Genomic DNA, 25,072 nt, shown 5'->3' with positions numbered 1-25,072 from the left:
GCTCAGCCCGCGCGCACCGGCACCGGCAGGTTGCAGAGGTCGGCCGCCTCCGCTGGCACGGTGAAGAAGGGTGGCTGGCGGTTGGCGCGCACTTCCAGATAAGCGCCGAAGGCCGGCGCGGTGGGCCGCAGATAAGCGAAGCGCGGCCGCTCGCCCTCGGGCAGGTCGGCGGCGAGCGCGACCTTGGTGATCGGCACCCGCTGCTCGGCGCGCTCATAAACGCCAAGCGCCCCGCCGCCGCGCGGCAGGCTGGAAAGCGCCGCCATCCCCTCGATCACCCGCCCAACCAAAGCGATGTTGCGATCGAGATGGCGCGGGGCATGGCCGATGACCGTGTAGAGATCGCCGCCCGTCCCGGTATCGGGCGCGAGATCGCGCGCGACGCCGACCGCGCCGTAGCAATGCGGCAGCCATTGGCGCTTGCCGTCCCCCGCGACCGCCCAGCCGCTCGCGGTGAAACCGGTGCGCGCGGCATAGGCATCGCGATAGGGATTCGCGCGCGCCGGCTTGGCCCAGGGCCACTCATATTCGGCGGGCGGGCGCACCGAAATGCCGGCGGCGGGCGGCTTCTTCTCGGTCGCGTCGCCCCACTGCGTCACGTAATTGTCCTGCACGCGGTAGATCGTCGCATCCGCCCACCAGCCGGCGCGGGCGATCGTCTCGATATTGCGGACATGGACGGGGGCGAGATCACGCGCGAGCCAGATGGTCACGCGCTGGCCGGCCACCGTCATCACCAGCAGGTCTTGCGCCGGGATCGGCGCCCATGCCTCGGGAGGGGCGTCTTTGAGGATCGCCGCCGCATCGGGTTTGGGCGCGGCGCCGAGCAGCAGCGGGGCAAGCAGCAACGGCCATTTCATGCGGACGCCTTTCGCGACGAGTGACGGGCGCAAGGCTAGCAAGCCCCAGCACGGCTGCCCAGCCCGGTTGGCCCGTGCGGCGGCGCAGCAAATTTCGGGAAGCAGCAGTGGCGGCCCGGGGTTAGCCCGCAAGTATCTGCAAGGAGACCCCCATGATTCGCACCCCGCTGCTCGCCGCCGCCACGCTGCTGATGCCCGCCCCGCTGCTCGCCCAGACCGCCGAAGCGCAGCCCCCGGCGCGCACCGCGAGCGGCCAAGGCGTGCTCAAGCTCCAGAGCGCGAATGATTTCGACACCACCCTCGCCAAGATCAAGGCGGACGTGGCGGCGAAGGGGGTGATGTGGTTCGGCGCCATCGATCAGCAGGCGCTCGCCAAGGGGGCGGGGATCACGCTGCGCCGCTCGACCCTGGTCGAGTTCGGCAACCCGCCGCTCGGCATCCAGTTCTTGACCGCGAACCCGATCGCCGGCCTCGCCTGGCCGGTGCGGATGCTGGTGACCGAGGACGCCGATGGCAGCGTGTGGATCGCCTGGAACGATTTCGCCTTCACCGCCAAGCGCTATGGCATCACCAATCGCGACGCGCAGTTCAAGATGGCGACGGAAGTCTCGGGCTCGGTGGCGAAGGCAGGGGCGACGAAGTAAGGCGTCAAACGCCCCGCCAGGCGAGCGGCGGGGGCAGCGTGTCGGCGCTGTAATCGACTTGGAGCACCCGCCGCGCGCCGGGGCTGCGGGCCATGTCGGAGGCGTGGAGGATGGGGGTCGCATAGGCCCAAACATCCCCCGCATCGGCCGTGCAAGCGATCGTCGGCGCGCCCGCGACGGTCGCCGCGATCGCGCCATCCTCGATCCGTCCCAACCGATGCGTGCCGAGCGCGACCAATAAAGGCGCATTGTCGGCGTCGACCGAATCGAGATGCACGCGCAGCGTCAGCATCCGCTCGATCAGCGCGAAGAGCGGCTCGACATGGAGGGTACCCGACTTCACCGTCCAGGCACCAAAGCCCGGCACGTCGTGGCGCGCGCGCACCGCGATGGTGCGGTCCTGATGCCAGCCGAGTGCCCAATTGGTCTCGGCGGTTTTGTTGAACAGCAGGGCGCGCACCGGCTGTGCGCCCGGTAGGAGCGTGCGGGCAATCTCCCCAATCGGTCCGTCCAGCAACGCGGCGAGCGGCGCCCGGTCCCAGAGCCGGATGCCCGCCCGATCGGGCGCGAGATCGGCCAAGGCCGCCTCGAGCGCCGGCAACAAAGCAAGGGCGGCCCGATCGAGCCGGACCGCCCCTTCCTTTGCCAGCGTCGTCGCCAGGCTCACAATTTCTCGGTCAGTTCCGGCACCAGCTTGAACAGATCGCCGACCAGGCCGATGTCCGCCACCTGGAAGATCGGTGCGTCCTCGTCCTTGTTGATCGCGATGATCGTTTTCGAGTCCTTCATCCCGGCCAAATGCTGGATGGCCCCCGAAATGCCGACCGCGACATAGACTTCGGGCGCGACGATCTTGCCGGTCTGCCCCACCTGATAATCGTTCGGCACATAGCCGGCATCGACCGCCGCGCGGCTCGCGCCCACCGCCGCGCCGAGCTTGTCGGCAAGGGGTTCGATCAGCGTGTGGAAATTCTCGCTATTCTGGAGGGCACGCCCGCCCGAGACGATGATCTTCGCGCTGGTCAGCTCCGGACGCGCCGATTTGGCGAGTTCGGACGAGACGTGCGTCGACAGGCCCTGATCGCCCGCGCCGCTCACCGGCTCCACGCCCGCGCTGCCGCCCTCGGCCGCCGCCTTCTCGAACGCGGTGGTGCGCACCGTCAGCACCAGCTTGGCGTCCGACGTGGTCACCGTCGCGATCGCGTTGCCGGCATAGATCGGGCGGGTGAAGGTCTTGGCGTCCTCCACCGACAGGATTTCCGAAATCTGCATCACGTCGAGCAAGGCGGCGACGCGCGGCGCGATGTTCTTGCCGTTGGTGGTGGCGGGTGCGACGAAAGCGTCATGCTCGGCCATCAAGGCAGCGACCAAGGGCGCGACATTCTCGGCGAGCGCATGGCCATAGGCCGCGTCGTCCGCGACATGCACCTTGCCAACGCCCGCTATCTTCGCGGCGGCTTGCGCCACCCCGCCGACGCCCGCGCCCGCGACCAGCAGGTGAACCTCGCCCAGCTTGCCCGCCGCGGTCACCGCCGCGAGCGTTGCGTCCTTGACGGTCTCGCCGTCATGCTCGACCCAAACCAGCGTCTTCACTTGGCCACTCCCATCGCCTTGAGCTTCATCACCAGCGTATCGACATCCGGCACCTTCTCGCCGGCCTGGCGCTTGGCGGGCTCGACCACTTTCACCACGCTCAGGCGCGGCGTGACGTCGACGCCGTAATCGGCCGGCGTCTTCTGCGCGAGCGGCTTCGACTTCGCCTTCATGATGTTGGGCAGCGAGGCATAGCGCGGCTCGTTGAGGCGCAGATCGGTGGTGACGATCGCCGGCAGCTTCAGCCGCACCGTTTCCAGCCCGCCATCGACTTCGCGCGTGACCGAGACGTGCTCGCCCTCGACCTCGACCTTGGAGGCGAAGGTGCCCTGCGCCCAGCCGGTGAGCGCCGCGAGCATCTGCCCGGTCTGGTTGTTGTCGTCGTCGATCGCCTGCTTGCCCAGGATCACGAGGCCGGGGGCTTCCTCGGCGGCGATCTTGGCGAGAATCTTGGCGACCGACAGCGGCTCGACCGGGCCGTCATGCGTGACGAGGATCGCGCGATCGGCGCCCATCGCGAGCGCGGTGCGCAGCGTTTCCTGCGCCTTGGCCTCGCCGACCGACACCGCGATCACCTCGGTCGCGACGCCCTTTTCCTTCAGGCGGATCGCTTCTTCGACCGCGATCTCGTCGAACGGGTTCATCGACATCTTGACGTTGGCGAGATCGACGCCCGAACCATCCGCCTTCACGCGGGGCTTTACGTTATAGTCAAGCACACGCTTGACGGGGACCAGGACCTTCATCTGCTTCCTTCCTGCATTTCGAACCCTATCCTGGGGAGGAAAGGTCCGATCATCTCCCAGTCCCTCGCCCCTGCCGCGCAGGGGAGAGGGTTGCGCAGACTTGGCGGCTCTGCCGCCTAGTCGGAGCTGGGTGAGGGGTCGGCGCGATCCGTGGGACCGCGCCCTCATCCAACTTCGCCTAGGCCCGGCTGAAGCCGGTCCAAGGCTGCGTATCCTTCTCCCCCATGGGGGGAGAAGGACAAACGGCTCACGCCGCCTTCTTCACCTCCGCGACGATCTTTTGCGCGGCGTCGCCTAGGTCGTTGGCGGGCACGATCGCCAGGCCCGAATTGGCGAGAATTTCCTTGCCCTGCGCGACATTGGTGCCTTCGAGCCGCACCACCAGCGGCACCTGCAAATTCACTTCCTTCGCCGCCGCGACGATCCCTTCGGCGATGATGTCGCAACGCATGATGCCGCCGAAGATGTTGACGAGAATGCCTTTCACCGCCGGATCGCTGAGGATGATCTTGAACGCCGCCGTCACCTTTTCCTTGCTCGCGCCGCCGCCGACGTCGAGGAAGTTCGCCGGGAACATGCCGTTGAGCTTGATGATGTCCATCGTCGCCATCGCGAGGCCGGCGCCGTTGACCATGCAGCCGATATCGCCATCAAGCTTGATATAAGCGAGATCGTACTTGCTCGCCTCCAGCTCCATAGGGTCTTCCTCGGTTTCGTCGCGCAGCTCGGCCAGATCCTTGTGGCGGAACATCGCGTTCGAATCGAAATTCACCTTGGCGTCGAGCACCACCAGCTGGCCCTGTTCGGTCACCGCGAGCGGGTTGATCTCGATCTGGCTGGCATCGGTGCCGAGGAAGGCGGCGTAGAGCTTCGACGCGACCGAGGCGGCCTGCTTCGCCAGATCGCCGGTCAGCGCCAGCGCCGCCGCCACCGCGCGGCCATGATGGGGCATGAAGCCCGTCGCGGGATCGATGTCGATCGTGGTGATCTTTTCGGGAGTCTCGTGCGCCACCGTCTCGATGTCGACGCCGCCCTCGGTCGAGGCGACCATCGCGATGCGCCCGCTCGCGCGGTTGACCAGTAGCGCCAGGTAGAATTCCTTGGCGATGTCCACCCCATCGGTCACGTAGAGCCGGTTGACCTGCTTGCCATGCTCGCCGGTCTGGACGGTGACGAGGGTGTTGCCGAGCATTTCGGTGGCGTGCGCGCGCACCTCGTCGAGCGTCTTCGCCAGGCGCACGCCGCCCTTGGCCTCGGCGGGGAGTTCCTTGAACTTGCCCTTGCCGCGCCCGCCGGCATGGATCTGCGCCTTCACCACGTAAAGCGGCCCGGGCAGCTTGCTGGCGGCGGCAACGGCTTCCTCGACGCTCATCGCGGCATAGCCCGCCGGCACCGGCGCGCCGAACTTCGCGAGCAGTTCCTTGGCCTGGTATTCGTGGATGTTCATGCGCGCCGCACCTTTTTCGAAACTGAGGAATGCCGCCCTCCATAAGCACAGCGGGACGGATGAATCCAGATGCTCGCCAAGCGCGGACGCAGCGCCTATATCGGGGGCATGTCGATCGGCCTTGGCATCTTGTTGTTCCTGCTAACCGTCGCGCTGATGGAGGGCTGGGCCTATGTCGCGCATCGCTGGATCATGCACGGCCCCGGCTGGTTCCTGCACAAGAGCCACCATGCCCCGCGCACTGGCTTTTGGGAGCTGAACGACCTGTATTTCGTGATCTTCGCCGCGCCTTCGATCACGCTGCTGGTGATGGGCACGAGCGGCGCCTGGGGGGCCTGGGCGACCTGGGTCGGCGCCGGCATCGCCGCCTATGGCGCGATCTATCTCGGCTTTCATGACATCATCGTCCATCAGCGCTGGCCCAACCGCTATGTCGCGCGCTCGGCCTATATGAAGCGGATCGTCCAGGCGCACCGGCTGCACCACGTGGTCGAGACCAAGCAAGGCACCGTAAGCTTCGGCTTCCTGATCGCGCCCAAGCCCGAAGTGCTGAAGGCGCAACTCAAGGCGCGCGACCGGGCCGGGGTGCGCGCGCCGAGGGAGCGGGCGGAGGCGCGTGACGAGCTGGCTTAGGCGAAAGTTTGTCCTGCCGATAGGCATCATCCTGATCGCCTTGGCCGGTTTGGTCCTCGCGAATTTACGGGGGGTTTTATTCGCGATCGCCATCCTCACCGGCGCAGGACGTCCGGCGTTGCTAAGCGACGCGCATTGGAAACAGCCGTCGGCGCGGTTTCGCGCGCATTTCCCGCCCGGCACACCGGAAACCGAACTTCGCCAATGGCTGGCGTACAATCGCTTCGTCATTGAGCAGCCCGGCGTCGCGCGACGATTGATCGAGTCCCTACCCTGCAGCGAGGGGATTGAGGTGACTTGGACCGCGCACGGCGGTCGGCTGGCCACGGCAAGCGCCACGGTGGAGGAGGCGGGCTGCCTCTAGCGCCCAGCCTGCTTCACGATCCGAAAGCCGATATGCGACGCGCCGCCATCCGCCGGCCCGGCCGAGCGGGCGGCGGGGCGGTAGCGGTAGCAATAATTGTCGGCGCACAGGTAGGAACCGCCCTTGATCAGATGCGCGCCCCGGTCCGCCCCGGCCCGCATCGCTTCGGGGATCGGCGAGCGGGTCCATTCCCACACATTGCCCGCCATGTCGTACAGCCCATAGCCATTGGGCGGAAAGCAGGCGACCGGCGCCACGCGCGCGCGATAGCCGTCGCCGCCCTTGTCCTCGACCGGGAAGGCGCCCTGCCAGACATTGGCGCGGGGCTTAAGCCCGCCCTCGCCGCCCGGCGCCGCGTCGCCCCAGCTGTAGCGGGCATGGACCAGACCGCCCCGCGCCGCGACTTCCCATTCATCCTCGCTCGGCAAATCGCCGCCGGCCCAGCGCGCATAAGCGAGCGCATCGGCCTGGCCGATATGCACGACCGGCAGCTGCATCCGCCCGGATAAGCTCGATCCCGGCCCCTCGGGATGGCGCCAATCGGCGCCCGGCATCACCTGCCAGGGGCCGCCCTCCGCGAGCCCGACGAACACCAGCGACGAGGGCACCAGCCGCGCCGCCGGCACGCCGGGATAGTCGCGCGGATCGGGCGCGCGTTCGGCGAGCGTCTTGTAGCCGGTCGCCGCGACGAAGCGCGCGAACTGGGCGTTGGTCACCTCGGTTTGCCCGATCCAGAAGCCGGGAAGCGTCACGACGCGCTCCGGCCCCTCCTCGCCGCGCAACGCCGGGCCGCCCAGCCGATAGCTGCCCCCGGACACCCAGCGCAGGCCGCCCTGGCTTTGCGTGGCGAGCTTTTCGGGCGCGACGCACACCTCGTCGCGCGGCGCGCAAGCCCCGAGCAGCACCAAGGCCAGCATCCATCGCGCCCGCATCGCCTTCCCCTCGCGCCGAGGCTAGGCCCGGCCAAGCGGCGAGACAAGCCGCCCGCCCCAGCCTAGCCTGCCGCGCATGAGCAGCGCGATTCGCATCGGCATTGGCGGCTGGAGCTACGAGCCCTGGCGCGAGACTTTCTACCCCGCCGACCTGCCCAAGAAGCAGGAACAGCATCACGCGACGCGGGCGATGAGCGCGATCGAGGTGAACGCGACCTATTATCGCAGCCAGACACCGACGACCTTCGCGAATTGGGCGAAGGTGGCGCCCGATGGGTTCGTCTACACGCTCAAGGCCTCTCGCTTCTGCACCAACCGCAAGGTGCTCGCCGAGGCGGGCGAGTCGGTGGAGCGGTTCGTGGGGCAGGGGATCGTCGAGCTGGGTGACAAGCTGGGGCCGATCCTGTGGCAGTTCATGGCGACCAAAGCGTTCGACGCGGACGATTTCGGCGCCTTCCTCGCGCTGTTGCCGCGCACGCACGCGGGGGCGCCGCTGCGCCATGCGGTGCAGGTGCGCCATGCGAGCTTCGCGGTGCCCGAATTCGTCGCGCTGTGCCGCGCGGCGGGGGTGGGGATCGTCTTCGCCGATTCGGCCGAATACCCGGCGATCGCCGATGTTTCGGGCGATTTCGTCTATGCCCGGCTGGAGAACGCGCGGGCGGAAGCGGAAGCGGGCTATGACCCCGCCGAACTCGATCGCTGGGCCGAGGCGGCGCGGGGCTGGGCGCGCGGCGAGAGCCCCGTGGGCCTGCCCTATGCGGCGCCGGACCCAGCCCCGGTGAGCCCGCGCGAAACCTTCATCTTCGCGATCAACGGCCACAAGCCCAAGGCACCGGCGGTCGCGCTCGCCCTGCGCGCGCGACTGGGCGTTTAACGGGTCGGCGCCGGAGCGGCGGGCGCGGGTTGCGCCGGGGCGGGAGTCGTTGGCGCAGCGGCGATCGGCGCGGCGAGCTGAACCGGCATCACCGGCGTACTCAGCGCCGCCAGTTCGAGCTGATCGAGCGCCTGATGCGCGCTGACATAGCGCTGGGCCGCCGCGATCCAGCTCGTCGCGCGCGCCGCGCCCGGCAGGCGGCGGACCTCGGCCAGCGCGACCTCGACCTGCCCGGCATCGAGCGCGCGCCGCGCCCGCGCCATGCGATCGACCGGGCGCGGCGAGGGCGAGCCGGCGCGGCGGATCACGATCAGCCCGGCGATCTCGCGCTGGATCGCCGCCATCACCCCTAGATCGCGCACCCCGCTGGTCAGCTCGGGCGCCAGCGTCTCGAGCCCCAGCCGCAAATCCTCCAGCGTCACCGGCGTGCGCGCGGTGCCGAGCACCACCGCGACCGCGCGCGGCTGGCTGGCGGCGAACCGCTCGCGCAACCCCTGCTCCAGCAGCCCGAGCCCGACCCCGCGATCGATCGCCCGGCGCGCCGCGAAGGCGAGCAACAGGCTTTCGGCGCGCCCGGCATTGGAAGCGGCCGCCAGTGCCTCGCGATCGACCGCACCCGCGCGCGCCTCCAGCGTCGCCAGCTCGGCGGCGAGATTCGCCTGGCGCGCGGTGAGCGCGTCGCTATCCGGGCTCGGCGCGGTCAAGCCGCGTTCGGGTGGGGGAACGAAGCCGCTCGGCGCGGGCGCGACGGCGGCGGCCTCGGGCTGCATCGCGCTCGGCAGATAGCGGGCGTAATATTTGACGAACACCAAAGTCACCGCGGTGCCGATCACGAACGCCAGCAGCGCGATCCACAGCGCCGCGCGCGAGCGTCGCTTCAGGCTTTCGGGCGGCGGCTCGATCATGCTTCGCTTATCGGCGGGCAGGCGGGCGCGGTCAATCGCAGCAATGCGGGCTCGTTGGGGGCCGCCGCGACGCGAAGCTCGGCCCAGCCCGCGCCGGCGGCACCGGCGATCGCGGGGCTGAGCGCCGCGAGCGCCACCTGCCGGCGATCGAGCCCGGCCTGATCGGCGAGTTCCGCGAAGCGGCGCGCCGCGCTAGGTGCGTGGAGCAGCACCAGCGCCCCGGCGAGTGCCAAAATCCGCGCGGGGGCTACCTCGCAGGGGCTGTTGGCATAGATCGGCACCGAGGCGGCGACCGGCCCGCCGACGGCAACCGTCGTCGCCTCCCCGCCCAGATGCAGCAGCCGCGAACAGCCGTGCGGCTCGGCGAGCAACGCGGCGGCATCGCCGGTGCCGACGCGCGCCACTGCCAGCCCCGCCGCCCGCGCCGCCGCCGCCGTCGCCGCCCCGACGGCGAGCACGGGAAGCGTGGCGTATCGCGCGAGCCTCGGCCCGGCATGGCGCGGCGCGTTGGCGCTGGTGAGCAGCAGTCCGTCATAGTCGCCCCCGGGCGGCGTCCAGGCGATCGGCGCCACCGCGAACAGCGGCAGCGCGATCGGGTCATGGCCCAGGACGGTCAGGCGCGCGCAGGTATCGGCATTGCCCGGCTCGGGGCGGAGGACCGCGACTCTCACCCGAACAGCGCGCGCACCGCCGAGGGCGCGCGGGCGAGCAGATCGGCGGCGAGCGCGGCGGTCCAGGAGAAATCCCCCGGGATACCGTGCGCCTCGCCGATCACGCTGTCGCTGCCATCGGCGGCATAGAGCGCCGCGCGCAGCCGCAGCGTATCCCCCTCCGGCACCGCGAGCGCCGCCATCGGCGAGTGGCAATCGGCGTTGAGCGCGGCGAGCAGCGCGCGCTCGGCCGACACGCACGCCACGGTCGGCGCATCGGCGATCGCGGCGATCAAGGGGCGCACGCGCGCATCCTCGGCCCGGCATTCGATCCCGACCGCGCCTTGCGACGGCGCCGGCAGCATCGTCTCCACCGCGATCGCCGCACCCACCGCGCCGCGCCCCAGCCGATCGAGCCCGGCGGCGGCGAGCAGGGTCGCGTCGATCGCCCCCTCCGCCACCCGCGCCAGGCGGGTATCGACATTGCCGCGCAGCAGCGTGATGGCCAGATCCGGCCGCAGCGCGCGCAGCTGGGCCGACCGCCGGGGCGAGCTGGTGCCGATCACCGCGCCCGGCTTCAGCGCCTCGATGGAGTCCGCCCCGATCAGCCGATCGCGGACATCGGCGCGCGGCAGCATCCCGGCGATCGCGATCTCGCCCGGACGGATCGTCTCGACATCCTTCATCGAATGGACCGCGCAGTCGATCTCGCCGCTCAACAGCGCCCGGTCGAGCTCCTTGGTCCACAGCGCCTTGCCGCCGATCTCGGCGAGCGCGCGGTCCTGCACCTTGTCGCCGGTGGTCTTGATGACGACGATCTCGATCGCGTCGGGCGTCCAGCCATGCGCCTGGCACAGCGCGGCGCGGGTCATGTCGGCCTGGGTGAGGGCAAGCGGCGAGCCGCGTGTGCCGAGGCGAAGCAGGGTCATTGCGCTTGTGCTAGCGCGCCCGGCCGCTAGAGGGAAGGGATGGCCCTGATCCTTGGCCTTGAATCCTCGTGCGACGAAACCGCCGCCGCGCTCGTCTCCAGCGCGCGCGAAGTGCTGGCGCACAAGCTCGCGGGGCAGGAGGAGGCTCACGCCCCCTTTGGCGGCGTCGTCCCCGAAATCGCCGCGCGCGCGCATGTCGAGATACTTACCCCGCTGGTCGAAGCCGCGCTGGCGCAAGCGGGCGTGACGCTGGCCGAGGTCGATGCGATCGCCGCGACCGCGGGGCCGGGACTCATTGGCGGCGTGATGGTCGGGCTCGTCACCGGGAAGGCGCTCGCCCACGCGGCGGGCAAACCGCTGATCGCGGTCAATCACCTTGAAGGCCATGCGCTCAGCCCCCGGCTGGCCGACCCGGAGTTGGCCTTTCCCTATCTGCTGCTGCTCGTCTCGGGCGGGCATTGCCAGCTGCTGCTGGTGGAAGGCGTTGGCGCCTATCGCCGGCTGGCGACGACGATCGACGATGCGGCGGGCGAGGCGTTCGACAAGACCGCCAAGATTCTGGGCCTCGGTTTTCCCGGCGGCCCCGCGGTCGAGCGCGCGGCGGCGCTGGGTGATCCGCGCGCGGTGCCGCTGCCACGCCCGTTGAAAGGCGCGGCCGAGCCACATTTCTCCTTCGCCGGCCTCAAAAGCGCGGTCGCGCGCGCATGGGACGCGGGCGGGGTGTCGGCGGAGGATCTGGCGGCGAGCTTTCAGGCGGCGGTGGTCGAGTGCCTGATCGACCGGACCGCGCGCGCGATCGGCGCGGCGCCGGGGGCCACGGCCTTGGTGGTCGCGGGCGGAGTCGCGGCGAACCAGGCGGTGCGCGGGGCGCTCACCGATCTCGCCACCGGGCACGGCCTGCGCTTCGTCGCGCCGCCCTTGTGGCTGTGTACCGATAACGCCGCGATGATCGCCTGGGCAGGCGCCGAGCGCTTCGCCGCCGGACTCACCGATCCGCTCGACACGCCCGCGCGCGCTCGCTGGCCGCTCGATCCCGGCGCGGAAGCGGTGCGCGGCGCGGGAGTGAAGGCGTGAAGCTCGGGGTCATCGGCGCCGGCGCCTGGGGCACCGCGCTGGCGCAGGTGATCGCGCGCCAGGGCGAGACGTTGCTATGGGCGCGCGAGGCCGAGGTCGTCGCCGCGATCAACGACACGCATGAAAATGGTCCGTTCCTGCCCGGGGTGCCGCTCTCGCCCGCGATCCAGGCGACGGGTGATCTGTCGGCGCTCACGGATTGCGGGGCGCTGCTCGTCGTGGTGCCCGCGCAGTTCGTCCGCGCGGTGCTGCGCGCGGCGCCGGTGGGCGCGCGCCCGCTGATCCTGTGCGCCAAGGGGATCGAGGCGGGCAGCGCCCAACTGATGAGCGAGGTCGCGGCCGAGCTCCACCCCGCCGCGCCGCTCGCCGTGCTCTCCGGCCCCAGCTTCGCGCGCGAGGTGGCGGCGGGCAAGCCGACCGCGCTGACGCTCGCCTGCGCCGACCCCGATCTGCGCGCGGCGCTGGTCGCGCGGCTCGCGGGGGGCGCGTTGCGGCTTTATGGCTCGAGCGACGTGATCGGCGCCGAAATCGGCGGCGCGGTGAAGAATGTGCTCGCCATCGCCTGCGGGGTAGTGGCGGGCGCCGACCTGGGCGAGAATGCCCGCGCGGCGACGATCGCGCGCGGCTTCGCGGAGATGGTGCGCTTCGGCCTGGCGCGCGGGGGGCGGCTGGAGACGCTCACCGGCCTGTCCGGGCTGGGCGACCTTGTGCTCACCTGCGGCTCGACCCAGTCGCGTAACTTCGCGCTGGGGGTCGGGCTGGGCGAGGGGCGCGCGGCGGCCGCGCTGCTCGGCGATCGCAACACCGTCGCGGAAGGCGCGGCGACGGCGCCAGTGCTGCGAAAGGCGGCGCAGGCAGTGGGCGTGGAGATGCCGGTGGTCGACGCGGTTTGCGCGCTGCTGGAAGGGGCGAGCGTCGATGCGGTGATCGAAGCGCTGCTCAGCCGGCCGCTGCGGGAGGAGTAGGGCCTCGCTCCTAGCGCTACCCCACCCCCTAAGAGCGACGTCGCCCCGGGCTTGACCCGGGGCCCCGCTTCTTCTTCCGTCGCTAGGCAGCGGGACCCCGGGTCAAGCCCGGGGTGACGAGCAATTAGCGAATGTCGCTGAGGTGGATGCCGCGCGATCCCCTCAAAAATCCACCGCCACGCCCTTCAATTCCCAATCGCCATAGCGCGTCGGGTCCATCCCTAGCGGATCTTCAGCCGGCTTGGCCGGGGCCGGCTTGGGCACGGGCTTGCTCGGCGAAAGATAGGCGGGCGGCTTCACATGGCTGGGGCGTTGGCCCATGGGCTCCTCCTTTGGAGGAAGGACATGGAAGCTTGAGCGCAGAGGAACAAGAGGGCGTTCCCGCACGCCGCGCGGCGCTGCGGCTGCTCGACGCTGTCCTGCGGCGCGGCCAGCCGCTCGAAAGCGCGCTTCACGCTGCCGCGCAGGGGTTGAGACGGGCCGATGATCGCGGTCTGGTCCACGCCCTCGCCGCCGCCGTCCTCCGCCGGCTGGGCGATCTCGACGCGCTGATCGACTCGGCGACCGCGCGCCCGCTGCCCGACGACGCCAAGGCGCGGATGGTGCTGCGCCTCGCGCTCGCGCAAAAGCTGGTGCTCGGCACTCCCGATCACGCCGCGATCGCGACGGTGCTGCCACTGGTCGAGGGCGGCCCCAAGCGGCTTGTCCACGGCGTGTTCGGCACGCTCAGCCGGCGGGGCGTGTCTCTGCCCGAGGCGGCGCGCGTTCCCGGAGCGGTCGCCGCGCGCTGGGAGGCGGCCTGGGGCGCTGACGCCGTGGCGGCGGCGGGGGTGATGCTCGCCGCGCCCCCCGCGCTCGACCTGACGCTCGCCGATCCGGAAGAGACCGAAGCGCTCGCCACGCGGCTCGGCGGCACCAGCCTGATGCCCGGGCATCTGCGCCTGCCGCGCGCCAGCGTCCCCGATATCGAGGGCTATGGCGAGGGGCGCTGGTGGGTGCAGGACATCGCCGCCTCGCTGCCCGCGCGGCTGATCGGGCAAGGCGCCGGCCGCGCGCTCGATCTGTGCGCGGCGCCCGGAGGCAAGACGCTCCAGCTCGCCGCCGCCGGTTGGGCGGTGACCGCGCTCGACATCAGCCAAAGTCGCCTCGCGCGACTTTCCGAAAACCTCGCCCGCACCGGCCTCACCGCCGGGATCATCACCGCCGACGCGCTGGACTGGGTGCCCGACGCCCCATTCGACGCGGTGCTGCTCGACGCACCGTGCAGCGCGACCGGCATTTTCCGCCGCCATCCCGACGTGCTCCACCGCGTCCGCCCGCCGCAGATTACCGAACTGGCCGCGCTTCAGACGCGGCTGCTCGCGCGCGCGGCGGATTGGGTGAAGCCCGGCGGGCTGCTGGTCTATGCCACCTGTTCGCTCGAACCCGAGGAGGGCGAGGGGCAAATTGCCGCCTTCCTCGCCGCCCGCCCTGATTACGTGCTCGCACCCGTCGATCCGACCGCGCTGCCCGCCGGCATCGCCGCCCATGCCCCGGTCCGCACCGCGCCAGGCACCTTGCTCGAGCAAGGCGGGTGCGACGGCTTCTTCATCGCCCCGCTCCGGCGGCTGGGATAAAGCCGCAACTTGCGGGGGCTTGGCGCCGTGCTATGGGCGCGCGCATGGTCCGCATCGCTCCCTCGATCCTCTCCGCCGATTTCGCCAAATTGGGCGAGGAAGTCCGCGCGATCGACACGGCCGGCGCCGACTGGATCCATGTCGATGTGATGGACGGGCATTTCGTGCCCAACCTCACCATCGGCCCGGCGGTGGTGAAGGCGCTGCGCCCGCACACCGCCAAGCCATTCGACGTGCATCTGATGATCGCGCCGGTCGATCCCTATCTGGAGGCGTTCGCGGAGGCCGGCGCCGACACGATCACCGTCCACCCCGAGGCTGGCCCCCACCTCCACCGCACGCTCCAGCGGATCAAGGCGCTCGGCAAGCGCGCCGGCGTCTCGCTCAACCCGGCAACGCCCGCCAAGATGCTCGATTATGTGCTGGAGGAAGTCGATCTGGTGCTAGTGATGAGCGTGAACCCGGGCTTTGGCGGCCAGGCGTTCATCAGCTCGCAGCTGCGCAAGATCGCCGCGATCCGCAAATCGATCGACGCGCTCGGCAAGCCGATCGACCTTGAGGTCGATGGCGGGGTCGACGCCGCCACCGCCCGCGCCTGCATCAACGCGGGCGCCGACGCGCTCGTCGCCGGCACCGCCGTCTTCAAGGGCGGCCCAGCGCATTATGCAGCCAATATCAGCGCGTTGAGGGGATAGTGGCCGACCGCGACCCGCGCGAGACAATCGCCGACACGATCGAGCAGGGCAAGCGCCTCGTCCGGCTGGGGGGTGACAAGGGGCTGTCGCTCGCCGAGCGCCTGTCCGAACGGCTCGCGCGGCTCACCTGGCGCACCCCGCTCCACGGGCTGCGGCTCGCGGGCAAGCAGCCGCTGAAGCTGGTCGCGGTGCCGGACGATCCGGTGCTGGGCGATGTCGCGAGGGGCAAGGCGCTGACCGAGGGGCGGCTGGAACTTTATGGCGAGAGCGTCGCGCTGGACGCGCTCGATCTGGCGAAACCGCGCTTCTCGCCGCGCTTCGCCGATCATCTCCACAGCTTCGCCTGGCTGCGCGATCTCTCGACTGTCGCGACCCGTGCGCAGGGTGCGCCAATCGCCGAGCGACTGATGCAGGCCTGGCTCGCCGCCCATGCCGATCGGGTGAGCGAGCCCGCTTGGGCGCCCGAGCTGCTTGGCCGGCGAACATTGTTCTGGGCCGCGCACGCGCCGCTGATCCTGTCGAGCGCCGATCTCGCCTATCGGTCGCGCGTGCTGCTCGCGCTGGCGCGGGGCGCGCGGCATCTCGATCGCACCGCCGACAAGGCACCGCCCGGCGTCGCGCGGGTCGCCGCCTGGTGCGGGGTGACGATGGCGGGGCTGCTGATCGCGGGTGGCGAGGCCCGGCAGAAGGGCGGCGAAGCCGGGCTTCTGCGCGCGCTGACCGCGGCGATCTATCCCGATGGTGGCTGTGCCCAGCGCGCGCCGCTCGCCCAGCTTGAGATCATCGCGCTGCTCGCGATGCTGCGCGAAGGCTATGCCGCGCGCCGGCTCGATCCGCCGCCCTTCATTGGCGAGCATCTGGCCAGGCTCGTCCCCGCGCTGCTGGGGCTGACGATGGGCGACGGCGCGCTTGCCAGCTGGCAAGGCGCCGGCCCGATTTCCGCCGAGCAGGTGCAGGCGGTGATCGCCGCCTCGGGCGTGCGTACCCGCCCGCTGAAGCAGGCGCGCGACTGGGGCTATCAGCGGCTCGCCGCGGGGCAGACGGTGCTGGTGATCGACGCCGCCCCGCCTCCGGTCGCGCGGCTCGCGCAGGGCGGCTGCGCCTCGACCCTCGCCTTCGAACTGTCGGACGGCGGACAGCGGCTGATCGTCAATTGCGGTGGTGCGCGGCAGGTGATCGCCAAGGTGCCCGCCGCGCTCGCCGAGGGGCTGCGGACGACCGCTGCGCATTCGACGCTGGTCGTGGGCGACAGCAACTCGACCGCTATCCACACCGACGGCACGCTCGGCAAGGGGGTGAGCGAGGTCGAGCTCAGCCGCCAGGAAACCGATCAGGCGAGCCGGATCGAGGCCAGCCATGATGGCTATGCCCGCCGCTTCGGCTTTCGCCACCGCCGGCAATTGGTGCTGACCGCCGATGGCAAGGAACTACGCGGCGAGGATATGCTGCTGCCGGTTGGGCGCCGGACCAAAGGCGCGTCGACCGCCTTCGCGCTGCGCTTTCACCTGGCGCCGCAGGTGGAAATTTCGCCGACCAGCGACGGGCTCGCGGCGCTGTTGCGGCTGCCGGGCGGCGGGCTTTGGCAATTTCGCTGCCGGGGCGCCGCGCTTTCGGTCGAGGAAAGCCTGTGGGTCGACGCCAACGGTCGCCCACATCCCACGCACCAGCTGGTAGTGAGCGGCAGCGCTCCGGCAGGCGGCGCGAGCGTAAGCTGGGTATTGAAACGGGCGCGGTGACGTCGCGCCGTCACGCGCGACCCGCGCCGCTCATTGCCCCGCGGGCGCGCTCGATCCCGGCTTGAACCGCCAGACATAATAAGGCGCGTTCGCGGCGTGGTGCTCGGCATTTTCTAGGATGATATGGGGGATAGCGCTGTCCGCCAGATAGAGCCAGCCGTCCGGCCCCCAGGACAGGCCATCGGCCCAGCGGATGCGCTTGTCCTTGATGACTGTCGAGAGCTTGCCCGCCGGCGTCATCCGCAGCACCGCCTGATGCTCGATATCGGTCAGGAAGATGTTCCCGGCGTCGTCGGTCGTAATCCCGTCGTTGAGCGGCTTGCGGCCCACCGCCCGCACCTGCCGCCTGATGGCATCGTCGCCAAGCGCCGGATTCTGTAGCGCGGCCGCTGGCACCCGATACAGCGTGTCATGGTTCATCGCGGCATAATAGACCCACTTGCCGTCGCGCGACGCCGCTATGCCGTCCACCCCCGTCTTCATTTCGAGCAGGCCACCCAGGAAGCGCATCGGCTTGATCTGATTGTGGATCAGGATGTTCTGGGGATAGACGCTGGCATCGCGGCTCAGCACCCGCCGCGCGGTGCGGGCCTGGGTATCATACACCACGATCGCGGGCCGCTTCGCCCAGAAACCGACATCGGCGATGTACACCCAGCGGCCATCGGGGCTGATCGACATGTCCTGCAGGAACGACCCCAGCGGCGCGACGGCGCCGGGAAAATCGAACCGATGGACCTCGCGCCCGCTGTCGACATCAAACGCGATCAGCCGCGCCTGTCCAGTGCCGTGGTTGGCGGGATCGATGATCCACAGGCGGTTACGACTATCGATGCGGATGCCAAGCGGAGTCTCGAACAGGCGCCGCTGGTCGGTGCCCGCGGGCCAGGCCACCGGTTTGCCGTTTTTCCATTCGTAAAGCTTGGGATAAGGCGGTTTCGATTCCGGGTGGATGGTGTAGAAGATGCGACCCCGCCGCGACACGGCGACATTGCCCATCGGTCGTGGCGAGACGACGGCGGCGATCATCGTTCCATCCGGCAGGCGCGGGGGGCCCGAAAGGTCTGGATAGGGCTTGCCACCCCCAAAGAGCGTGTAGAGCGTCGCCAGCAAGGCGACGGCCAGCAAAAGCGCGGCGATACCGAGGCGGGTGAGCCACTTGCTCACTTGGCTTGTTCCGCGCCCCGAATATGCCCCCAACGCGCCAAATCGGCGAGCGTATCGCGAATGCTCTGCTCGACCGGCCGGAACGCCATGCTGAGTTCGCGCCTGATCTTGGCGGTGTCGACGCGCGGCACGCGGCCGAGATGGCTGCGCAGATAGCTGCCGACGCCCTGGGGCTGCGCATAGCTCGCCAGGCGCATCAGCGATGTGCCGATCGCGCCCGTCAGTTCCAGGCTCGGCAATTTGCCGCGATAGCCCGCCGCGCGCACCAGCCGCACGACCTCCGCCATGTTCATATTCGCCGCCGCGCACAGATAGCGGCCGCTGGCCTGGTCGTTATCCAGCGCCAGCAGATGCGCGTCCGCCACGTCGCGCACGTCGACGAAGCCCCAGTCGAGCGCCATGATCACCGGATAGGTTCCCGCCAGCAGGTCGACGAAGATCTGGTTCGAGGTGTTGATCGCCGCGGTGTGGGCGGGGCCGACTACGAGAAAGGGATTGATGACGACCAGATCGAACCCCGGCTTGGCCTGCGCCATGAAATCCCACGCCGCGCGCTCGGCGAGCGTCTTCGACAGATAATAGGGATTTCGGCGGAGCGTCGATCGCGTGTTCCAATCGCCTTCGGTAAGCGCGCGATCCGTGGGCGGTTCATCGGTGACCGCGGCCATCGACGAGGTGAGGACAACGCGCTTGACGCGCGGGCTTTTCGCGGCCGCCTCAAGCACCGCCAGCGTGCCTTGCACCGCCGGATCGACTAGGTCGCGCTGCGGATCGCGCACCGTCATCACATAGGGGCTGGCCATGTGTAACACCGCATCGGCCTGGCTCGCCGGCGCGAGGAAGGACTGCGCGTCCAGCAGGTCGGCCGGCGACAGCGAAAGCCGTTCGGCACCCGGGAGCGCCCGCAGGAAACCGTGCTTGGGGTCATCGGGATTGCGCACCGTGCCGATTACCGAATCGCCGCGCGCCAGCAGCCGTTCGACCGCATGGGCGGCGATAAAGCCGTTGGCACCGCTCACCAAAATCGATCGGCTGCCGGGGTTCATATGGATCTCTCTACTGGACAAAGTGAACGACAATATGCAATTTCGTTCTGTTTTGGTCAAGTCAAACAAGTCCGCGCATGATGTCGTCTGAACCCTTATCCCTGCTTCGCCAGGTCCGGCGCGACCGGCTGATCGACGCCGCCGAACATGTTTTCCAGCAGAACGGCTTTCGCGGCGCGTCGATGGAAGCGATCGCGCGGGTCGCCGGCGTCTCCAAAGTAACGCTGTACCGCTATTTCCCGGACAAGGAGGCGGCGTTCGTCGCCGTCGCGCGGCGGTTGATCGAGCGGCTGACCACATTGTTCGACGCCGCGCTCGATGCCGAGGGTGATGTGATTTCCCGGGTGAGCGGCGCGTTGATCGCCAAGCACCGCGCCGTCTTCACGACCGTCCGGCGCTTCCCGGAAGCCGGCGATCTGTTCGCGGCGAAGGGCAGGCTGGTCGATGATCTGTTCAACGAACTGGAGGCCCGCATGGCGGCGCGTATCGGCGCCGTGTTACGCACGGCCGGCATCGCGGACGCCGACGATCTCGCCCATCTCCTCTGCGCCGCCGCGATCGGCGTCGCCAACGCGGCCGATGACACGCGGCTGGAGCGCGATCTGAGGATGCTCATCAGTCGCCTGCTTGCCCCGGACATGCCGCGGGCCAGCCCCGCCGGTGATCAGAACCGGATCGTCGCCTCGGCGCCATAGGTGCGCGGTTCGAGCAGGACGACACCACGAAACCGCCCGACCTGGGGGCCGTCCTGGGTCATGCGGGTGATGTCGGCATTATCGAACAGGTTCTTGGCATAGCCCTTGATCTGCCACCGGCCCCCCGGCACGCCGAATGTCAGTTGCAGATTGGTCTGGCTATATCCCGGGAAATCCTCGACCGGCTTGTTGAACGCGGTGCCGAAGAAGCGGCCCTGCTGGTAGTGATCGGCGCGGGGGGTCAGCGTGTAACCGCCGCCAAGCGGCAGCTGATATTCGATACCGACCGCGATCTTCGTGGTTGGCGAGAAGGGCAGCTGGTTGCCCGCCAAGTCCTTGATGATCGTCCCGTCGGAAGCGAGCAGCGGCGCGCCGTTCGCGCCGCGCACGATCACCGCGCCGGGGGCGATCGCGCTAGGATCGCCCTGGTCGCCCGACTGGAAGCGGTTAATACGCGTGTCGAGATAGGAGAAGGACGCGTCGAAGCGCAGCCGGCTGGTCGGCCGCAGCACCGCCTCGGCCTCCACGCCCCAGATCCGCGCGTCGGCGTTGACGGTGATCGCCGAGGTTTGGCCGACCTGGCCGATCTGCAAACCCGAATAGTCGTAATAAAAGGCCGCCAGGTTCAGGGTCGCGCTGTTGTCGCGGGTCGATGCCTTGATGCCGAGCTCGGCCGCGTTCAGATATTCCGGCCGAAAGGTCAGCCCGTCGGCGGGGCCGCCGGGGTTGAGCCCGCCCGCCTTGTAGCCACGCGATAGCGACACATAGCCTAGAACGCGGTCGCTGAAGCGATGGTCGAGCACCGCGCGGCCGGTGACGACACCCCAGCTGTTGCTGCCGCTGGTGTAGGGGGGAATGGTCCCCGTCAGCAGGATCTGGCGCGTGAGGATCGACTTCGAATCGTGCGAGTAGCGCACGCCGAGCGTCAATCGCGTGCGGGCGGCGAGGTTGAGATAGGCTTCGCCGAAAACGCCCCAGGATTCGGTCGTCGATGGCCGCGTGTCGACCGTGTACGCCTCGGAAAGGGTCGGCCAGCCGCGCAGCTGGGCAAAGGCGGCAAGCGTCGGATGCGTGATCGAGACCAGCACATTGGTCTCGTAATGATAATAGTTCGCGCCGAGCAGGAAATTGAACGGGCCGGCGAAGTGCGACTGGAGCCGCCCCTCCTGGAACCATTGCTCGGCATCGCTCACATCGCGCCGCGCGCTGGTGATCTGGGTCGTCGTCAGGCGGTTGCCATCGGCGAGCGCGTCGAAGGTGACCGGACGCAACAGGGTGACGCCAGCCGCGGGCGCGAAGCGATCGAAGTCGTTCAGGATGTTGCGCTTGATGTTCTGATAGCCGGTGAGCGATGTGACGGTCAGCTTGCCGAACTCATGCGCGAGTTCGAGCGACGCATTCCACTCTCGAACGAAGTAGCGCGGCTCGATATCCTGGTTGACCGTGCGCAGGTCGGTCGGGTTGACGGCGGTCGCGAAATAGTCCGCGCCCGGTGTAAGCGTGCCGGTGATGGCGCCGAGCGTGTTGAACAAGGTCGAGCGCGTGTCGGGCGTTTGGAAGCCTGCCGACAGCGCCGAGCAGCCGAAGGTGCGATCCTTGGTACAGAGCCCCTTCATCACATTGGCGCGGCTGTCATCTTCGTTGAAATAGCTGACGACCAACGTGGCGGTGGTATCCGCGACCTGGGCGCGGAGCGTGCCGCGAACGCCGTAAATATGGCGATCGTCGATCGCGCGCCCGGTATAGAGATTGCGCGAATAGCCGTCGCGATCGAGGTAGAGACCGGCGATCCGCACGCCCAAGCCGTTCGTGATCGGCAGGTTGATCGCGCCTTGCAGCTTCTTGTTGTTGTAATTGCCGTAGGAGCCAGTCACGTAGCCGCCCAGCTCGGCCGTCGGCTTGGCGGTGATGATGTTGATCACCCCCGCGGTGGAATTCCGGCCATAAAGCGTGCCTTGCGGGCCGCGCAGCACCTCGATCCGTTCGAGGTCGTAATATTCGGTCTCCGCCCCGGGATTGCCGAGATACGCGCCGTTTACATGATAGGCGAGGCCACCCTCCGCGGTCGATGAAATGGCGAGGTTGCCGACGCCGCGCAGGCTGGCGTTGCCGACATCGGTGACGGTGAGATTGGGGACCGAGAAGGATAGGTCGACCGCGTCGTCGATGGCTTTGCGCTGGATGGTGTCACCGCTGAAGGCGCTGACCGCGATCGGGACGCGCTGCAGCGATTCGGAGCGTTTTTGCGCGGTGACGACGATATCGGCCGGCGCCGCATCCGGCTCCGGCGGTGCTTCGCGCGTTTGCGCCGCCCCGTCACGTGGCCGCGCGTCCGTTGCCTGCGCATTGGCCTGTGTCGCCAGCGCGAGCAGCGACGCACCTAGCGCGAACCCAAGTCCCCTCATGGCCGCCTTTTCTCTTATTGTATGATCCGTCAATAATGACTCTGGACGTGGATCGCGGTCAAGGCTTATTGTATCAGCCGTCAACAAAGGCGGCGGTGGTCATGCTCGAACTCCATCATCTGTGCCTCGTGGGATCGATCGCGCCGTGGGCCGACGCCGTGCCGCTGGAACCCGTCGAAACGCTCGACCTGGGCGGCGAGGCCTGGACGCTCGCACGCGGGCCGAACCTGTACCTCGCGGGCCAGCCGCAAACGGCGATGGTGGGGCGGCGCCCGGTGAACGCGGCGGGCATCGCCCATCTCTGCGTTCAGGCGCGCGCCGGTGACCAGCTTGTCTCGGCGCTCGAGCAGGCGGACGCGACCTTTCTCTCCCCGCCGACCGCGCTCGGCACCGGCTTCCGCTACGCCTATGGCCACGATGCCTCGGGACGGTTGTTCGAGGTGGAAACCGCGCCGTTCCTGCCCGACTCGCCGGCAGTGTGGTTCGGCCATGTCGCGCTGGTCTCGCCCGATGCGGAGCGGCTCGCGGGCTACTATGCCGACTTTCTCGGCGGAGAGCTGATTGCGGGCGGCCGGTTCCGCGACAATCGTCGAATCGACACGGTCGCCGGGTTGAAAGGGGTCGAGGTTGCGGTCTGGTGGGTGCGAGCGGGCGGGTTCGCGCTCGAATTCTGGCGATACGACGCGCCGCCGGCGCCGGTGGTGGAGAGCGCCCGCTGGTACGCCCATATCGGCATCGAGACCGACGACCTTGATGCCGCGCTTCGGGGCCGTGAATGCAGCGCCCGAAGCGAGGGGCGCGATGGACGCCAGGCCATGCTCCGCGATCCCGCCGGCAATGCCATCGTCCTGATCGAGCTCGCCGCCGCGGCGCGCGATCGCGGCGTCAGCGCGCTCTCCGGGCGTGACGTGCTCGCCCGGGTCGCTGCCGCGCGGGCTGCGTCATGAGTGCCACGCACCCGACGCGCTGGCAGAACCTTGCTTACGGCGCGCTCGCGCTGCCGCTGTCGACGATCGGCTTGCCGCTGTCGATCTACCTCGCCCCTTTCTATGCCGGCGAAATCGGCCTGCCGCTCGCGGCGCTGGGCACCGCGATGCTGCTCGCGCGGTTCGCCGACATGATCACCGATCCGATCATCGGCACGCTCAGCGATCGCTGGCGGCCGCGGATTGGCCGACGCCGCGTGTGGTTGCCGATTGGCGTCAGCACGCTGCTCATCGGCTTGTGGAACCTGTTCAATCCTGGGCCGCAAGCGAGTTTCGGCTTTTTCCTCCTCTGGCTCGCCGTCATGTATCTGGGCTTCACCATGACGCGGTTGCCTTATTATGCCTGGGGCGGCGAGCTGAGCACCGATTATGACGGGCGCACGCGGATCGCGGCGACACGGCAGACCTTTTCGATCCTCGGCCTCGTCATCTCGACGCTGATTCCCGCGCTCGTGCTGGCGCGCAAGGGGGCGACGGGTGCGGACGTGCTCCATGCGCTCAGCCTGTCGAGCCTGGTGCTGATGCCGCTCGCGGCGATCCTCGTCTTCGCCGTCGTTCCCGAACCCGCGACCGTGGCGGACGAGCCGCGCGTGGCGCTTTGGCCGGGGGTTCGGGCGATGGCGCGCAACGGACCGTTCCGCCGGGTGCTGCTCGTGCTCCTGCTCGGCTACACCGCCGAAACCTTTCGCCAGACGATCACCCTGTTCTTCGCCCGCGACGCGATCGGCGCGAGCAATGTCGGCGCGGTCTATGTCTATTACTTCGTCGCCGGGCTGTGCGCGGTGCCGCTGTGGCGCTGCTCGGGGCAAGGCTCGGCAAGCACCGCGCGCTGGGGGTGGCGTTGGTCGTCACCGTCGTCACCAACGGCGCTCTGTTCTTCGTGCCGCATGGGCAGGTGGGACTGTTCACGCTGCTCTTTGTCCTCAAGGGTTCGTGTTTCGGCGCGCTCGAGCTCCTGCCGGCGGCGTTGGTCGCCGATACCGCCGATCTCGATACCGTGATGAGCCGCGAGCGGGGCCAGGGCGTGTTCTTCGCCGCGATGGGGGTGATCGTGAATATCGGCCAGGCGCTGGGTCAGTTCCTGTCACTGAACCTGCTTGGCCTGGTCGGCTATCAGGCGGCGGGCGGCGCGCTCCGTGGGCCGGACCAGCTTTGGTGGTTGCGGCTGTTCTACGCGGTGCTGCCAACCGCGCTGCTCGCGGTCTGCGCCTGGCTCATCTGGCGCTACCCGCTCACTGCGGAGCGGCACGGCCGCATCCGGCGCCATCTCGATCGCCGCGCCGGACTCGGCGCCAGCATGGTGACCGAGCGCGCGACCCAATTCTGAAGGAGCCAATATGGACCTCGCACTCAAGGGCAAGCGGGCGCTCGTTACCGGCGCGAGCCGGGGTATCGGCCGCGCGATCGCCGCGACGCTCGCCGGCGAAGGCGTCGACCTCGCGATCTGCGCGCGTGGGCGGCACGGGCTCGAGGAAACAGCGACAAGCCTTCGCGCGCTCGGCACCCGTGTGGTCGCAACCGCCGTCGATGTGCGTGAATCGGGGGCGCTCGGCGGATGGGTGAGCGAGGCCGGGGCCGAACTCGGCGGTGTCGACATTCTGGTCAGCAATGTTTCGACCCGGGTCGATCCTGCGTCACCGAACTGGTGGCGCGAGACCTTTGAAGCGGACTTGGAACAGCACGTCGCCGCGTTCGACGCCGCGCTGCCGCTGCTCGTGGCGAGCGGCGCAGGCAGCGTCGTGTTCATTTCCTCGGTCGCCGCCGTGCTCACCCAGCTACCGCCCTATGAAGTCGCCTATGGCGCGATGAAGGCGGCGTTGACGTCTTTCGCGGGGCAGATGGCGACGGTGCATGGCCCTGCCGGCGTCCGCGTCAACCTCGTCGCGCCCGGCCCGATCTTCTTCGAAGGCGGCTGGTGGGACGGCGTCCGCCAGCGGTCGCCGGCGCGGTTCGAACGCGCCGCGGGCGTCTCCGCGCTGGGCCGGATGGGGGCGCCGGAGGACGTCGCCCGCGCGGTCGCTTTCCTGGCGAGTCCCGCCGCCGGCTACATCACCGGCGCGTCCTTGCGGATCGACGGGGGCATGATTCGTACCGTCAACTTCTGATGCGC

At 69.3% G+C, this 25,072-nt stretch carries 25 protein-coding genes and 1 pseudogene; 13 read left to right on the top strand and 13 right to left on the bottom strand.

Going from position 1 to position 25,072, the window contains the following annotated elements:
• Window positions 1-2 precede the first annotated feature (2 nt).
• The gene (locus K2X73_RS06010) at window positions 3-860 is read right to left on the bottom strand and encodes a peptidylprolyl isomerase (RefSeq protein ID WP_294109228.1); all 858 of its coding nucleotides are present in this window, start codon (window positions 858-860) and stop codon (window positions 3-5) included.
• A 152-nt stretch (window positions 861-1,012) separates the two neighbouring features.
• Here K2X73_RS06010 and K2X73_RS06005 point away from each other — a divergent pair, with 152 nt between their 5' ends.
• Complete coding sequence (locus K2X73_RS06005; protein WP_294109226.1) at window positions 1,013-1,504, top strand: DUF302 domain-containing protein; 492 nt, start codon at window positions 1,013-1,015, stop codon at window positions 1,502-1,504.
• 4 nt (window positions 1,505-1,508) lie between these two features.
• On the opposite strand, the gene K2X73_RS06000 is transcribed toward K2X73_RS06005, so the two are convergent.
• From K2X73_RS06000 to sucC, 4 genes are all read right to left on the bottom strand, one after another.
• Complete coding sequence (locus K2X73_RS06000) at window positions 1,509-2,171, bottom strand: phytanoyl-CoA dioxygenase family protein (protein ID WP_294109225.1); 663 nt, start codon at window positions 2,169-2,171, stop codon at window positions 1,509-1,511.
• Window positions 2,168-3,097 (bottom strand): electron transfer flavoprotein subunit alpha/FixB family protein, encoded by a 930-nt coding sequence (locus K2X73_RS05995; RefSeq protein ID WP_294109224.1) that lies wholly within the window; start codon window positions 3,095-3,097, stop codon window positions 2,168-2,170. The genes K2X73_RS06000 and K2X73_RS05995 overlap by 4 nt, the downstream gene beginning before the upstream one ends.
• Window positions 3,094-3,843, bottom strand: a complete 750-nt coding sequence (locus K2X73_RS05990; RefSeq protein WP_294109223.1) for an electron transfer flavoprotein subunit beta/FixA family protein — start codon at window positions 3,841-3,843, stop codon at window positions 3,094-3,096. The genes K2X73_RS05995 and K2X73_RS05990 overlap by 4 nt, the downstream gene beginning before the upstream one ends.
• Before the next feature lie 247 nt (window positions 3,844-4,090).
• Entirely contained in the window at window positions 4,091-5,290 is a 1,200-nt protein-coding gene (gene sucC, locus K2X73_RS05985) for an ADP-forming succinate--CoA ligase subunit beta (RefSeq protein WP_294109222.1), read from the bottom strand.
• Between the two features lie 108 nt (window positions 5,291-5,398).
• Between sucC and K2X73_RS05980 the strand changes: the two genes are divergently transcribed.
• Entirely contained in the window at window positions 5,399-5,923 is a 525-nt protein-coding gene (locus K2X73_RS05980; protein WP_294109311.1) for a sterol desaturase family protein, read from the top strand.
• Complete coding sequence (locus tag K2X73_RS05975; RefSeq protein ID WP_294109221.1) at window positions 5,907-6,287, top strand: hypothetical protein; 381 nt, start codon at window positions 5,907-5,909, stop codon at window positions 6,285-6,287. The genes K2X73_RS05980 and K2X73_RS05975 overlap by 17 nt, the downstream gene beginning before the upstream one ends.
• Here the strand turns inward: K2X73_RS05975 and K2X73_RS05970 are convergent.
• Window positions 6,284-7,219 carry a formylglycine-generating enzyme family protein gene (locus K2X73_RS05970; RefSeq protein ID WP_294109220.1) on the bottom strand — a complete coding sequence of 312 codons (936 nt, stop codon included), beginning with the start codon at window positions 7,217-7,219 and terminating at the stop codon, window positions 6,284-6,286. The genes K2X73_RS05975 and K2X73_RS05970 overlap by 4 nt on opposite strands.
• Window positions 7,220-7,295: 76 nt before the next feature.
• Between K2X73_RS05970 and K2X73_RS05965 the strand changes: the two genes are divergently transcribed.
• A complete protein-coding gene (locus K2X73_RS05965; RefSeq protein WP_294109218.1) occupies window positions 7,296-8,093 on the top strand; it encodes a DUF72 domain-containing protein in 798 nt (265 codons plus the stop codon).
• Here the strand turns inward: K2X73_RS05965 and K2X73_RS05960 are convergent.
• From K2X73_RS05960 to hemC, 3 genes are read right to left on the bottom strand one after another with little or no spacing between them, the layout of a single operon-like run.
• Window positions 8,090-8,998: a hypothetical protein gene (locus tag K2X73_RS05960; protein WP_294109217.1), complete on the bottom strand. Its 909-nt coding sequence runs from the start codon at window positions 8,996-8,998 to the stop codon at window positions 8,090-8,092. The genes K2X73_RS05965 and K2X73_RS05960 overlap by 4 nt on opposite strands.
• Window positions 8,995-9,669 (bottom strand): uroporphyrinogen-III synthase, encoded by a 675-nt coding sequence (locus tag K2X73_RS05955; protein WP_294109216.1) that lies wholly within the window; start codon window positions 9,667-9,669, stop codon window positions 8,995-8,997. The genes K2X73_RS05960 and K2X73_RS05955 overlap by 4 nt, the downstream gene beginning before the upstream one ends.
• Window positions 9,666-10,577 carry a hydroxymethylbilane synthase gene (gene hemC, locus K2X73_RS05950; protein WP_294109215.1) on the bottom strand — a complete coding sequence of 304 codons (912 nt, stop codon included), beginning with the start codon at window positions 10,575-10,577 and terminating at the stop codon, window positions 9,666-9,668. Before hemC ends, K2X73_RS05955 begins: the two co-directional genes overlap by 4 nt.
• Before the next feature lie 39 nt (window positions 10,578-10,616).
• Between hemC and tsaD the strand changes: the two genes are divergently transcribed.
• Both tsaD and K2X73_RS05940 read left to right on the top strand, forming a co-directional pair.
• A complete protein-coding gene (gene tsaD, locus K2X73_RS05945) occupies window positions 10,617-11,651 on the top strand; it encodes a tRNA (adenosine(37)-N6)-threonylcarbamoyltransferase complex transferase subunit TsaD (RefSeq protein WP_294109214.1) in 1,035 nt (344 codons plus the stop codon).
• Window positions 11,648-12,616 carry an NAD(P)H-dependent glycerol-3-phosphate dehydrogenase gene (locus K2X73_RS05940; RefSeq protein WP_294109213.1) on the top strand — a complete coding sequence of 323 codons (969 nt, stop codon included), beginning with the start codon at window positions 11,648-11,650 and terminating at the stop codon, window positions 12,614-12,616. The genes tsaD and K2X73_RS05940 overlap by 4 nt, the downstream gene beginning before the upstream one ends.
• 162 nt (window positions 12,617-12,778) lie before the next feature.
• Here the strand turns inward: K2X73_RS05940 and K2X73_RS05935 are convergent, their stop codons facing one another.
• Window positions 12,779-12,937 (bottom strand): DUF1674 domain-containing protein, encoded by a 159-nt coding sequence (locus K2X73_RS05935; protein WP_294109211.1) that lies wholly within the window; start codon window positions 12,935-12,937, stop codon window positions 12,779-12,781.
• A gap of 32 nt (window positions 12,938-12,969) precedes the next feature.
• Here K2X73_RS05935 and K2X73_RS05930 point away from each other — a divergent pair, with 32 nt between their 5' ends.
• Genes K2X73_RS05930 through K2X73_RS05920 form a run of 3 tightly spaced genes read left to right on the top strand, consistent with a single transcriptional unit; the run spans window position 12,970 to window position 16,663 of the window.
• Window positions 12,970-14,232, top strand: a complete 1,263-nt coding sequence (locus K2X73_RS05930; protein WP_294109210.1) for a transcription antitermination factor NusB — start codon at window positions 12,970-12,972, stop codon at window positions 14,230-14,232.
• Window positions 14,233-14,276: 44 nt separating this feature from the next.
• The gene (rpe, locus tag K2X73_RS05925; protein WP_294109209.1) at window positions 14,277-14,927 is read left to right on the top strand and encodes a ribulose-phosphate 3-epimerase; all 651 of its coding nucleotides are present in this window, start codon (window positions 14,277-14,279) and stop codon (window positions 14,925-14,927) included.
• The gene (locus tag K2X73_RS05920) at window positions 14,927-16,663 is read left to right on the top strand and encodes a heparinase II/III family protein (RefSeq protein WP_294109208.1); all 1,737 of its coding nucleotides are present in this window, start codon (window positions 14,927-14,929) and stop codon (window positions 16,661-16,663) included. Before rpe ends, K2X73_RS05920 begins: the two co-directional genes overlap by 1 nt.
• A 30-nt stretch (window positions 16,664-16,693) precedes the next feature.
• Here K2X73_RS05920 and K2X73_RS05915 read toward each other — a convergent pair whose 3' ends face one another.
• On the bottom strand, window positions 16,694-17,830 hold the full coding sequence (locus K2X73_RS05915; RefSeq protein ID WP_294109207.1) for an L-dopachrome tautomerase-related protein: 1,137 nt from the start codon (window positions 17,828-17,830) through the stop codon (window positions 16,694-16,696).
• A complete protein-coding gene (locus K2X73_RS05910) occupies window positions 17,827-18,876 on the bottom strand; it encodes an NAD-dependent epimerase/dehydratase family protein (protein ID WP_294109206.1) in 1,050 nt (349 codons plus the stop codon). The genes K2X73_RS05915 and K2X73_RS05910 overlap by 4 nt, the downstream gene beginning before the upstream one ends.
• 80 nt (window positions 18,877-18,956) lie before the next feature.
• On the opposite strand from K2X73_RS05910, the gene K2X73_RS05905 reads away from it, so the two are divergent.
• Complete coding sequence (locus tag K2X73_RS05905; RefSeq protein ID WP_294109205.1) at window positions 18,957-19,571, top strand: TetR/AcrR family transcriptional regulator; 615 nt, start codon at window positions 18,957-18,959, stop codon at window positions 19,569-19,571.
• On the opposite strand, the gene K2X73_RS05900 is transcribed toward K2X73_RS05905, so the two are convergent.
• Window positions 19,541-21,976, bottom strand: coding sequence for a TonB-dependent receptor (locus K2X73_RS05900; RefSeq protein WP_294109203.1), 2,436 nt, complete (start codon window positions 21,974-21,976; stop codon window positions 19,541-19,543). The two genes, K2X73_RS05905 and K2X73_RS05900, sit on opposite strands and share 31 nt — an antisense overlap.
• Window positions 21,977-22,077: 101 nt before the next feature.
• Between K2X73_RS05900 and K2X73_RS05895 the strand changes: the two genes are divergently transcribed.
• The 3 genes and pseudogenes from K2X73_RS05895 to K2X73_RS05880 all read left to right on the top strand — a co-directional run bounded on the left by K2X73_RS05895 (window position 22,078) and on the right by K2X73_RS05880 (window position 25,067).
• Window positions 22,078-22,923 carry a VOC family protein gene (locus tag K2X73_RS05895; protein WP_294109202.1) on the top strand — a complete coding sequence of 282 codons (846 nt, stop codon included), beginning with the start codon at window positions 22,078-22,080 and terminating at the stop codon, window positions 22,921-22,923.
• Window positions 22,920-24,289, top strand: a pseudogene (locus K2X73_RS15495) (MFS transporter). The gene K2X73_RS05895 and the pseudogene K2X73_RS15495 overlap by 4 nt, the downstream one beginning before the upstream one ends.
• 10 nt (window positions 24,290-24,299) lie before the next feature.
• Window positions 24,300-25,067, top strand: a complete 768-nt coding sequence (locus K2X73_RS05880) for an SDR family oxidoreductase (protein WP_294109200.1) — start codon at window positions 24,300-24,302, stop codon at window positions 25,065-25,067.
• Window positions 25,068-25,072: the final 5 nt, after the last annotated feature.

Source organism: Sphingomonas sp. (assembly GCF_019746665.1).
Taxonomy (GTDB): Bacteria; Pseudomonadota; Alphaproteobacteria; order Sphingomonadales; family Sphingomonadaceae; genus Sphingomonas.
The sequence above is the reverse complement of the archived record's forward strand: the minus strand, read 5'-3'. Positions and strand labels throughout refer to the sequence as shown.